Origin of the sequence: Paenibacillus piri (assembly GCF_004354045.1) — a bacterium.
GTDB classification, from domain to species: Bacteria; Bacillota; Bacilli; order Paenibacillales; family NBRC-103111; genus Paenibacillus_S; species Paenibacillus_S piri.
This window is the reverse complement of sequence record NZ_SMRT01000036.1, coordinates 24,747-36,680: the sequence shown is the minus strand read 5'-3', so window position 1 is coordinate 36,680 and position 11,934 is coordinate 24,747. Positions and strand designations below refer to the sequence as shown.

Annotated in this window: 9 protein-coding genes and 1 pseudogene; 1 reads left to right on the top strand and 9 read right to left on the bottom strand. The window is 43.5% G+C overall.

The features are described 5' to 3' along the window. Positions 1–240 (top strand): annotated as a pseudogene (locus E1757_RS34645) (IS110 family RNA-guided transposase); the annotation flags it as partial. A gap of 226 nt (positions 241–466) precedes the next feature. Here E1757_RS34645 and E1757_RS34640 read toward each other — a convergent pair. From E1757_RS34640 to E1757_RS34600, 9 genes are all read right to left on the bottom strand, one after another. After that, a complete protein-coding gene (locus E1757_RS34640) occupies positions 467–1,207 on the bottom strand; it encodes an SDR family NAD(P)-dependent oxidoreductase (protein WP_133236904.1) in 741 nt (246 codons plus the stop codon). Between the two features lie 185 nt (positions 1,208–1,392). Further along, positions 1,393–2,628: a Tm-1-like ATP-binding domain-containing protein gene (locus tag E1757_RS34635; protein WP_342774635.1), complete on the bottom strand. Its 1,236-nt coding sequence runs from the start codon at positions 2,626–2,628 to the stop codon at positions 1,393–1,395. Positions 2,629–2,649: 21 nt separating this feature from the next. After that, positions 2,650–3,477, bottom strand: a complete 828-nt coding sequence (locus tag E1757_RS34630; protein ID WP_133236900.1) for a phosphoenolpyruvate hydrolase family protein — start codon at positions 3,475–3,477, stop codon at positions 2,650–2,652. 38 nt (positions 3,478–3,515) lie between these two features. Then, positions 3,516–4,400 (bottom strand): AEC family transporter, encoded by an 885-nt coding sequence (locus tag E1757_RS34625; RefSeq protein ID WP_165972423.1) that lies wholly within the window; start codon positions 4,398–4,400, stop codon positions 3,516–3,518. A 36-nt stretch (positions 4,401–4,436) separates the two neighbouring features. Beyond that, positions 4,437–5,603: an iron-containing alcohol dehydrogenase gene (locus E1757_RS34620; RefSeq protein ID WP_133236896.1), complete on the bottom strand. Its 1,167-nt coding sequence runs from the start codon at positions 5,601–5,603 to the stop codon at positions 4,437–4,439. 13 nt (positions 5,604–5,616) lie between these two features. Beyond that, a complete protein-coding gene (locus E1757_RS34615; protein ID WP_165972422.1) occupies positions 5,617–6,006 on the bottom strand; it encodes a FadR/GntR family transcriptional regulator in 390 nt (129 codons plus the stop codon). Positions 6,007–6,051: 45 nt separating this feature from the next. Next, positions 6,052–7,389, bottom strand: coding sequence for an ABC transporter substrate-binding protein (locus E1757_RS34610; protein WP_246079721.1), 1,338 nt, complete (start codon positions 7,387–7,389; stop codon positions 6,052–6,054). Positions 7,390–7,525: 136 nt separating this feature from the next. Next, positions 7,526–9,121 carry a helix-turn-helix domain-containing protein gene (locus E1757_RS34605; protein WP_133236890.1) on the bottom strand — a complete coding sequence of 532 codons (1,596 nt, stop codon included), beginning with the start codon at positions 9,119–9,121 and terminating at the stop codon, positions 7,526–7,528. Between the two features lie 101 nt (positions 9,122–9,222). Beyond that, positions 9,223–10,998, bottom strand: a complete 1,776-nt coding sequence (locus E1757_RS34600) for a sensor histidine kinase (protein WP_165972421.1) — start codon at positions 10,996–10,998, stop codon at positions 9,223–9,225. Positions 10,999–11,934: the final 936 nt, after the last annotated feature.

Below are 11,934 nucleotides of genomic sequence, written 5' to 3'. Positions count from 1 at the left end.
GAAACATCCCGTATGCGCACCGGTAACAAATACTTGCGCTACTATCTGGTTCAAGCTGCTGATTCGGTGCGAAAACACGATGCCGAGTACAGAGACTTTTACCAAAAGAAGTATGATGAAGTCCCGAAGCATAAGCACAAAAGAGCCCTCGTCCTATCTGCACGAAAATTGGTACGGTTGGTATTCATGCTACTGAAGACCAACAAAATGTACACACCACCCGAGAGGAGGAATCCATAGGATTTCCAGATTTCTACTCTTTTTACATGTTGCCCATGCCTGTAAATAGTCTGAAAATTCAGACTAAATGGTGGGGTTAGTTTAGTGATGTCTTTTTTTAGCTCTGGGTACGCTTTAGGCAATGTTTTTTCCAATTCTTATCGATCATCCCCTTGACATATCACCGCTGGGCTACTATGTACTATATTTGGCGGTTCCGGATAACCGAAAACCGTAATCCACGCTGTTACAAGCTCCATCCACCATCAACGACAAGGGTTTGACCTGTTATAAAATCCCCTCCGCGAATCACAGCTGCAGTCAGTTCGGCAACATCCTCCGGATAGGCTGGCCTTCCAAGCAATGTCTTGTCGCTGTACTGTTTAACATGCTCTTCACGTCCATCCACCCATCTCGTGATCACAATTCCTGGAGCTATTGAATTCACGCGTACATCGGGTGCTAATACGCGGGCGAATGATTTCGTCAAACTAATTCCTGCGGCTTTGGAGGCAGCGTAAGCTATGGAGCTTCCTGCGCCGTTGAATCCGGCTATTGATGTGATATTGACGATACATCCCTTATTCCTCCTCAATTCGGAGGCACAAGCACGCGAGGCAAAGAACATGCCTTTCACATTCACATTCAGTATGTGGTCCCAATGCTCTTCAAGCAGTCCATCGAGATCATGCAAAGGGATAAACTGCGTTGTACCGGCGTTATTGATTAGAACGTCTATTGTTCCGAAATAGGCAATCGTTTGTTCAACCATACGTTCTACTTCTTCTTTATTTCCGACATCCGCTTGGATAACCAGCGCTCGCACGTTATGCTTCTCAACCTCGGATTTCGTCACTTCGGCATCTGAGGCAGATTTAGAGTAATTGACGGCAACGTTAGCCCCTTCCTTTGCCAAGCAGAGAGCAATCGCTCTTCCGATTCCGGTGGCCGCGCCGGTTATTAATACCGTTTTACCTTGTAAGTCCATTCGGTCACCCTCTCTATATTTTGTATGGCGCAATTGCTTGCATTTCGCATGTACCGCTGTAACCGCATTCATTCTTTTGAAAATGCTTCTTGTTGGATTGTTAGGTTGTTATATTTATTGATTGGTAAATTGGTCAACCTATTAATTGGATTATAATTCCGTTAATTTGCTCCTGTCAATCATTTTTAACTATTCAAAAAATTTTTTTTCGCAATGTTGCTTAACAGTTCCTCAGCGCACCGCTCAGCAAATTGAAGCTCGTTAATCGGGCAATCAAGCTCAATAACGGCGATATCCGGCCGCAGGTTTAATTTCAATGAGTGGAACAATGCACGATCAGCCTCCGGCCAGCTGAAGGCGCCATCCTCCTCGCCAATGACGCTAAGACCGCGAATCGGCAGCAGAACCGATACGGGTGCCTTGCTTTGATTGAGCTTCTCGGCGATGATTTCACCTAAACGGGAATTTTCCTCCATATCGGTCCTCATGAGAGTAACGTTCGGATTATGCTGGTAAAAACGGCGTCCCTTGAACTTGTCAGGAACCGTTTCCGGAACGCCAAAATTGACCATATCAAGGCAGCCGGGTACGACGATTGCCGGTATTCCGCCAAGAGCAGCAGCCTCCAGACGCTTCGAACCTGCAGTAAACACCCCGCCTACGAGCTCGTCGGCCCATTCCGTAGTGGTAATATCAAGCACACCTTCGATCATACCGGCCTCAATTAAACTCTCCATCGTACGGCCGCCGCTTCCCGTACAATGAAATACCAATACCTCGTAACCGGCTGCTTCAATGATGCTTTTGGCTGCTTCGACCACCTTGGTCGTATTGCCGAACATCGAAGTAACGATAAGAGGTTTGTCCTCTATCGGTGGCAGCTCTTCCTCTACCATGCCGCAAATAGCGCCAGCCGCTTGGGATAAAACCGTACGGCTAATTTTATTAATGCCGGAAATATCAACAATGCTGGGAATCATGACGATGTCCTTCACTCCCACATAACTAGAAACGTCGGAGGAAGCTACAGTTGAAACCATGACCTTAGGAAAGCCGATCGGAAGCGCCCTCATCGCCTGACAGGCGACAGATGTCCCGCCGGTCCCTCCGAGCGATAGAACGCCGTCTATTGTGCCTTCCGCATACAACCTTGAAAGGAGCCTTTCGGCGCCCAAGCCCATGGCAGCAACAGCTTCACCCCGGTCGCGATTGGCAACAAGCTGTGCCAAAGGGACCCCGGCCGCCTCTGCGACGGTCTCCCGATGTATGTCCGCATTTAGGGTCGGTGGATCCAGCACCCCAACGTCGATCAATAACGTGTTATGGCCTTTCGCCTCAATACGTGATTTCACGTAGGCGTATTCATTTCCCTTTGTGTCCAATGCACCCAACAAAGCTATCGTTTTAGTCAACCTAATCACCCTCTCGAATGGAATGGGATATCAAGCACGACGAATAGACATAAATTTTTTCGTTTGTTCCGAAATCGCTTTTTCCGTAGGCAGTCGTTCCATCGAGCTGGCTCCATAGAAACCGTCGACCTCCGGCAGCTGATTCAGAATATACGCAGCATCCTCAGGCTCAGCAATGGGTCCCCCATGGCATAAGACAAAAATGTCATTGCGAATTGACCTCGCTGCCGAGGTAATTTCTTGTATAACCGGTACGCACTGCTCTAGTGAGAGCGCGGTCTCGGCGCCTATTGAGCCAGCTGTGGTGAGCCCTAGATGCGCGACCAAAATATCGGCACCCGCTCTCGCCATATCCCTAGCCTCTTCCGGATTAAAGACATAGGGGGTCGTTAACAGGTCTAATTCGCCGGCTTGCTTGATCATATCCACTTCTTTGACGTAGCTCATACCGGTCTCCTCCAGATTTGCACGAAAAACACCGTCAATAAGTCCAACGGTCGGAAAGTTCTGAACACCGGCAAAGCCCGCTGCTTTAACTTGTGCAAGAAAATCGCGCATTTTGCGAAAAGGGTCGGTCCCGCAGACACCTGCCAAGACGGGCGTTCTCTGAACGACAGGAAGGACCTCCCGGGCCATGTCCATAACAATTGCATTGGCGTCACCGTAAGGCATCAAACCCGCAAGTGAGCCATGTCCCGACATCCGAAAACGGCCGGAATTGTAGATGACAATAAGATCGATTCCGCCGGCTTCCTCAAACTTAGCGCTAATCCCGGTACCTGCGCCCCCGCCGATGATCGGCTCTCCCAACGAACGTTTTTCCTTGAATTGCTTAAGAATTAGGTTTTTGTCACTCATCTTTCAGCTTGGCCTCCCATAACGGATATAAATAAAATTCACAAAAACTGCATGACATAAATCCAAAGTGATACGGTCACCACACTGGCAATGGTTGACGAGAACGCGGCTTGCGATGCGAAATCCGATTCACTGTCGAACTCCACAGCCAGCAATACACCGGTTAAAGAGGTAGGGACTGTGCATGTCAATATAAGAGCTTGTCCAGCTATCCCGTGGATATTCAACAGAAAAATAATACAGAGGCCCACCATAGGGGCAATGATTAATTTCAAAGAGATAGTAACAATAGCATCCATATTGCCGAGTTTCCATTTCATGCTCCCCATTTGTACGCCAAGCGTCACTAAGGCGACGGCAAGAAATCCATCTGATAAGTAGTTAAGAGGAATAGCCAGAATAGAAGGAATTCCGACTCCTAAATAATTGAGTATTAGAGCCACCGCAAGACAGTATATGGATGGAAACATCAAGATCGTTTTCAAGGTTTGCTTTAGGTTGAGATTACCCATGACATTATAGATTCCGAAAGTATTAAGTAATACGGTCTGGACCATTAGCACGATGATTTGTATGGAAAGGGCGAAGGGTTCGTTCATAAAAACAAGCTGATTTAACGGAATTCCGTAATTCCCGTTATTATCGAGAATTACGCTGTTTCGCACAGCCCCCTTCATCCCCTTGCCAAGACGCCTTATTCGAATGTAAATCTCAATGATGAGCAGCATTACGGCATAGAAAATAGTTAGAAACAGCAAGACAATAAAAAATGTTTCTAATGAGATCCGGGATTTATAAGTCATTTCCAGAAGAGCAGCAGGTAAAAACAAATACAATATTATTTTTGTCAGCGTTTTTACTTCCAATTTAAATATTTTTTGCAGCATCATGCCAATACCGATTAAGATGGCAATCGGGGTCACGTGATTCATTAAGATATGAATGTGATGCCGCCCCCTTTATAGATCGAAGCTCCCGCTGTAAGCACATTCAATAATGTGCCGGATATCCCGTGCTATCGTCAGACGGGGATTAATCAGTACGTTACCGCTGCGCATAGAATCTTCGACCATCTTTTCCAGCTGATCCAGTTCAACGCCCAAATCTTTAATATTTGAAGGGATCTGCAGACGTTGATTCAGACGGATGACCTTTTCAATCGCCATCTCCGCCGCTTCTTGCACAGAACCCCCTGCAGTGTCGCATCCTAGAGCTTCAGCGATATCCGCCATCCGTTCCAGGCAAGCGGGTGAATTAAACTTCATTACATACGGGAGCAGGGAAGCGTTTGCGATACCATGAGCGATGTTAAATATCCCTCCCATAGTATGCGAGATCGCGTGAACATTACCCAGACGCGATTGGGCAAACGCAGCGCCCGCCATCATTGATGCTACCAGCATTTGTTCCCGGCTGTGGAGGTCAGTCCCTGAAAAATAGGCCTTCTCAATATTGTGGGCAATCATCTTGATAGCCGAAAGTGCAAATGCCTGACTCAATGGACTTGCACCTTTTGACGTATACGATTCGATCGCATGAGTCAAGGCATCCATTCCCGTCGCTGCAGTAATGGGTTGAGGAAGCTTTAACGTAAGCGATGGATCGAGAATAGCCAATTTCGGATATAGATAAGGACTGATCACCGCTGCCTTAAAAGACGTAGCACGATTAGTGACAATCGTTGATGGAGTGACTTCGCTGCCTGTCCCGGCCGTTGTCGGAATTGCTATGAGTGGCAGGCCGGGATTCGGAATTTTTCCGACTCCTTCATAATCGAGTATATTTCCAGTATTCCGTGCCATAATGGCAATTCCTTTAGCTGTATCGATGCTGCTCCCTCCACCGACCGCAACAACGCTGTCCGCACCTGCTTCGTTTAAAAAACTCAGACCATTCATAATACTTTCTGCACTTGGATTTGGCTCCACCTTGTCATAAATGTCAGGTGTGATCCCCTGCGCTTCGAGGGATTCGATCATATTTTCGAGCATGTTAGCCTTTATAATCCCGGCATCCGTCACAAGGAGCACTTTCCTGACTCTGGAAGCAGCAAGGTATTCACCGGTTCTTGTGGATGTGCCGATTCCGCATTCAACCTGTGTAGGCATAAAATATTTATAATCCATTCTTATTCTCCTCCTAATAGACTTCCATCTCATCCTTGATAAGTGTTTCCATTGCCTGTGCGGCGGCTTCCTGATTGCCTTCTGCAATTGCATTATAAATGGCGTCATAATCCAAAGAAGAGATTTGCTTTCCCCCGTCATCTGCTTGATTGACACGAGTATGTAGAAGAATACTGCTCAATATTTCTTTTAAAGTACTATTTTTGGCCATATCCGCCAGCTTTAGATGAAACGCGATGTCAAACTCGAGAAAATAATCGGGCTCAGCGTATTTTAAATTAGCAAGTAAGGCACCTAATTCTTCGATTTCCTCTTGAGTCCTGCGCTGTGCGGCCATTCTCACAATGACGACCCCGAGATCCTTTCTAGCCTCGATGATGTCCATCCTATGTTTCTCACCCATAAGCATGCCCCCCTCTCATTTATCGTATAAATCATTTCCAGCAGGTTATTTTTGTTTTCTCAAAACACGGTTAGCTTCAGTGAAAATATCGTCTGCAGCCTTTTCGATACTTTTTTCACCAAAGTTAACCTCATCGTAAGATTTTTTTACTTGATCAAATATGCTTGCTACCCCGGGTAATCTTGATTTTTGCGGCTTTGTCGTAGACATAACTTCTTTCATATTTTTTAGAGAAAGCTGATCGCCGGGATCCAGCTGAATCCCTTTGACAACGTTTTCATTTTGCACAATGCCGTGTTCATGCTCATACAGTTTATTAAATTCAAGATCGGTCATCCACATATTAATAAGTTTGGCTACATCATCCGGATGCTTGCTTTGTGCCGATATCCCCAGGAAAGCTCCTGTAAGCACTTCGCCGAACTTCCCGTTATCGCCTGGAAGGCGGATCAATGTTAACTCATCACTCATATATTTCATTATGCTCTTGATGTGATTGCCTGGTCTTGCCGACATGACGATCCGTTTCGAAGCCAGCATATCCTGCTCCCATTGCAGCGTTCCTTCTTCAGCAGTAATTTTGGCAGGAGGAACTATGCCTAGTTTTTTCAGGTCTTGCCATAAAGTAAACCATTCCACCAAGTCTTGTTTGGAAAAGCCCAACTCCCTTCCATCATCGGAAAACATATCCTTGCCCTTCAACCTCATAAAACTTTCCATGTAGAGATCATCGCTCGCCATATCCGCTAGAGGGTAAATTTCTTTCCCCCATTCATTTTTTCCTAACTTAGGCTTGATCAACTTCAAATAGTCGATGAACTCCCCCCATGAAGCATACTCATTCTTAGGCAGTGGCGCCCCTTTCTGACTTAGCAAGCTCAAATTCACCGTATAAGACAAGGCTGCCAATCCCTTCGTGATCATATATGTTCTTCCCTTGTATTTGCCAAGTTCGATAACCTTCTCCGGAATCCCGCTTACATCGATGCTGCCGTTCTCAATGTATTTATCTAAAGGAAGAAGAGCGCCTTTGTCTTCATATTCAGGCATCTGTCCGACAGTTGTAAACATCAGTACATCCGGTGCGTTACCTCCAATCGTTTGTACCGAGATCTTCTTCCAATAGTCCTCCCATGATCCCGGCTCACGAATCACTTTGATATTCGGATTTTTAGCTTCAAACATATCCATTAGTTTATTGTACTTTTCATGCCGGACAACATTTCCCCACCAAGGAAAACGAATCTCAACCAGCTTTCCGCCTAATGAATTCGACTGCTCCCCTTTCACTTGAGCACTTTCAGAAAGGTTGACAGGGGAACAAGCCGCCAATAAACTTATTGAAAGCATCAGTACCAGTGTAAAGGAACATGCTTTTTTCACTCGCAAGTTTGACCCTCCAAATTTATATTGATAGGCTTCCGTCTCTTGAAAACCGAGATTACCGTATATTTATTAATCGGTCGATCATTTAGATTGTGAAATATGACAGTACTTGGGAAGTCCATTACATTATTTTTTACGTACGCATTTGATATTCTGACGGGCTAAATCCGGTCACATGCTTAAAGATCCGGCTAAAATACGCCGAGTCTGAATACCCTACCATGGCCGCTACCTCTCGAACCATCAAATGTTGGGAAGAATTCATTAATTTCTTGGCGACTGTGATTCGGTATTGGATCAAGTAATTGGCAAATGTTTCCCCCGTATCGCGGTTAAATAAGTAGCTCAAATAAGTCCGGCTTAAATGTAATTCATTTGCTAGCTGCGCGAATGAAATATTTTCGTTGTAATGCTCGCTTACATACTTTTTTATGTACTCCGTGTATGTGGATTGATTCTTTTGATTTTTAAGTGATTCGGCTTCCTGTTCCAGAAGCTTTCTAACACACGCGCATAAATCTTCTTTCTTGCGATAATTTTGGATTTCAACCAGCTTCGCCGGCAAATCGTTGGGCGACTGCTGCTGGCATCTATAGGCAATGATTGTACTTAGCAGTCCTGTACACAGCATCTTAACAAAATCAAAAGGGACAGCCTCGTCTTTTTTCAATAGCGATGACTCCAAAATTAACCATGACTCCATTGCCTCCTTCCATTCCCCCCGGTTAACCGCTTCCAAAATGATTTGCATCTCTTCCAATGGGTATTCCGGCCAATGATAGAAATTCGTTTCATGGACGTCATTATAATGATCGATACGTTTATATCCTTCAAATTCACTGAATTTTAGAACCTCAATAGATTCTTTATAGGATTTCGAAAAGTTTGAAGGATGAGGATACCAGCGCCCAAAGCCGGCGTTGACCTCAATCTCCAAAAACGTATAGATCTGATTGATAATTTCCTTCGTCGCCTGACTGGCATCCTGAATCAGTTCATTTTCATCGGAACCTACAAAAATCACGGTAATCCGGTCTTCACTAAACGGCATATGATAGCTTGGCTGCCATTTAGACAATACTTCCTGAATAATGTTATTCACAGCAAATCTGTATATTTGCCACTGCTTCTCTGTCTCCACTTTTCCGTTGCGAGGCCAAAAAGCCTGCAGACTCATGACAAGGCCACCTCGAAGAAAAGCTTGATCAACTTGATAAAACTGAAGATTGTTTGTAAAGTCCTCGTCAAATCGCGTCGGAAGGGTTAGAGCATCATAAAGAAACTTTTGTCTAAGTGCACCTAAGTTATTTTTAATCTGCAGTTTGATCTTTCCTTCAAATTCGTTGAGCTTCTTCCTAGATTTCAGCTCTTCGACAACTTCACTGACCGTCAGAGCTATGTCACCATAAATAATAGGCTTTAGAATATACCTTGTTACGTTCAAATGAACGGCATCCTTGGCATAAGAAAATAAGTCGTATGCGCTTAGAATGAGAATTGGAACCATGCTGTCATGCTGCCGGATCTTCCGAATCATGTCCAAGCCGCTCATCCCGTCCATCCTAATATCAGTCATGACAATATCAGGAGATATGCTTAAAAAAGTCCGGTAACCGGCTTCTCCGCTGTCCGCCGTAGCCACTTCCGAAATTCCGATGTCCGACCACGGTACCGCGGATTGTAAACTTTCGCAAATACGGGTTTCGTCATCCACAATAAGAATTTTCATTATGTGCGTCACCTATACCGTTTCTATAATCTTATTTTCGCTCAAAAATTCCTTTTTGTTAATGGAGTTAGGTATGTAAAACTTGGATTGTTGTCAGGCAGTCAGGACAAACGTCTATCTCTCGAACGAATATTATCGAGCTGATCCATGTCATGGATTTGCGGAAGCTTGATCGTGACTCGCACACCCTCCGACGGATGAAGCTCTTGAATATCCACACCAAAATCGTGACCAAAATTTAAATTAATTCTCTCCCTTATATTTTTGATTCCATAACCGCTCTGCGTCTTGGTTTCGATATTATAATAGCCTGATGCGCCGAGTGCATTACCATTGTTATCGATAAAAATAAACAGGTTATTCTCATCAAGACTTGTATGTATACGGATCACCAGCGGATTTCCCGAATGATGGAGCGATTTGACAAACCCATGAATAATGGCATTCTCAATAAAAGGCTGCAGGATGAGCTTAGGAATGAATAATAATTTATGAAAAGCAGGCACATCCATAATAAGCCGGATATCGTTCTTATATTTTTCGCGCTGCAGCTCGTAATATAAAAATCCATGCTCCAGCTCTTCTCCCAGCAAAATAAACAATTTCCCCTGACTTAAGCCGATGCGGAATAATCGGGAAAGCTTCGCAGTCATTGCGCCGGCCTCGTCGGCCCCTTTCTGTATTGCCATCCAATGAATAGCGTCCAGAGTGTTATATAGAAAGTGCGGATTGATCTGTGCCAAACGGGCGTTCAGTTCGGCATTCAGCTTCTGCTTTTGCTCGATTTCAAGGTGAGCCAGCAGCATGTGCAGTCTATTCATCATTTTATGGAATCCGTTATACACTTGCTGAACTTCATAGATGACATACTTACTTTGGGGGATGTTAAATCTTCCACACTCTACCTGCTCGAAGGAATGGAGCATCCCCGACACAAAACTTGTCATTTTTCTGGATAGATAATAAGAAACGACAAAGGAAAGCAGCACCCCCAGCGCTCCCACGAACAGCAAAACTTTCTTTATAGAATTCAAGTTGCGGAACAGTTCTTCGTATGGAATCGTTTCAATGATACTCCAGCCATAATAATTCGGCTCTGAAAACACTTCCAAATAGGATACATTATTGATCATAACATGGGCATAGCTTTTTTCGATCGAAACTTTAGATTCCTTATAGTCATACTGGTTTTGAACATGCAGCGGATCGTTGATCACAGAAATAATCTGACCCGATGAATCCAGAATTAGCTTAGAGCCGGTTCCATTCCTATCCAAAACCGAGGAAATCAAATAAGATACCTTCAAATTTATTTTTAAATATCCTGCAAATTCATTGTGCGCATTCTTTAATACTTTGACAAAAGAAAGCACTTCCGTATCCTTATCAAACACAGCCAAATCTTTATGGGACTTAATCCATATACTGCTTTTTCCCGTTTGAGCAAGGTTATCCCATTCATATTCCGAAAGGGGTGCTAGCGGAATTGCCCCGCTGGGTGTTCCGTCTGTTATCAAGTTATCGGTATAAATGCGAATACTGCTGAAATTCGGACTTGTAAAAACAAAATGGTTGATCATATCCGAAATTTCCTTTTTTGCCCGGAAGTATTCCAAAGTGCTGTCGGTTTTATACGTCAAAGCATTCAATAGTACCGGATGAGTAGATATATTGATCGCAGTTTCTTCCACACCTCGCATAGTAAGCGTGACCTGTTTATTTAATTCGTTTAAAAGCAGTCGCCTGGTTTGGCTGGCCTCATCCACGATCACTCTAAACATATGGACATAGACCAAAAGAATAATGGCGATTAAGTACACAAAGTTTATCGATAAAAAGAGAAAAAGAAGCAGCGGTCTTATGTTTACTGATCTCATCCGTGTCTCCATTTTTTTGAAATAGATTTATAAAACTAGAGATTACTTCTACAAATCCATTCTAAATACCTTTTACGCAAAATAAATTTACACGCTAGCCTGTCTCCAATAATCGTACTTTTTGACATATAACAAGGTTAAGAATCCAACAGTTTAATTCTATGTCATTTCCATTTTGTCAAATTACTATTTTACGTAATTATATTAAACATTGAATTGGATTTGTTAATCCTACGCAAATTTCAAATGCGCCTACATTAATGAAACAAATTCCCCAAATTTGATGACTTATAGAACATCTTTTAACCACTTCAAAGCCTCTGAGTTTATATTTTGAAAGTCATACGAACCCGATCTATAAACAAACTGCATTAAATGAGTAGTTGTGGAATACATAAGCTTTTCTTTATCTACTAATACATGTAGAAAAACTTCTCCCGCCCATTCTGTATCTAACCGCCATTGGTAAATTTCGACTTGCCACTCTGCAAGTGTTCTCTTCACAAATTGCACAATAGCGTTATTCACTAATTCATAATCTATCGGTGTGGATAATCTCCCCTTAATGTTTGTTATTTGGTGTCGCTTTTATTAGCCCAGATCGACCGGCGATTGCGTAATCCTCTTCGCTAGCGGACTGGGACTATCATTTTCTTCCCGCGGCAACCACATTGATTTCCCATTTTTCTTCTCAATTTCAAGTCATACAAACGGAACAACAATTTGCTTCTCTCCTTCCAATAAGAACATATAAATGAATCCGAATTTCGGACAAAACGATCTATTATATAATGTAAAATGGACTCGAAACCTTTATCGTTTAGCAACTACGGAAAACGTTTCAATCTTATGTCCATCATTGAAAAACAATATAACTTCTTGTCTTTTTGAAAAGACAAGAAGTTATATCCATAAAATAAAAAATCCGCTCAAATC

Bases quoted from the DNA above. Each gene is read 5' to 3' on its own strand.
- E1757_RS34640 (WP_133236904.1), bottom strand. From the start codon at position 1,207: ATGGACTTACAAGGTAAAACGGTATTAATAACCGGCGCGGCCACCGGA.
- E1757_RS34630 (WP_133236900.1), bottom strand. From the start codon at position 3,477: ATGAGTGACAAAAACCTAATTCTTAAGCAATTCAAGGAAAAACGTTCG.
- E1757_RS34620 (WP_133236896.1), bottom strand. From the start codon at position 5,603: ATGGATTATAAATATTTTATGCCTACACAGGTTGAATGCGGAATCGGC.
- E1757_RS34615 (WP_165972422.1), bottom strand. From the start codon at position 6,006: ATGGGTGAGAAACATAGGATGGACATCATCGAGGCTAGAAAGGATCTC.
- E1757_RS34605 (WP_133236890.1), bottom strand. From the start codon at position 9,121: ATGAAAATTCTTATTGTGGATGACGAAACCCGTATTTGCGAAAGTTTA.
- E1757_RS34600 (WP_165972421.1), bottom strand. From the start codon at position 10,998: ATGAGATCAGTAAACATAAGACCGCTGCTTCTTTTTCTCTTTTTATCG.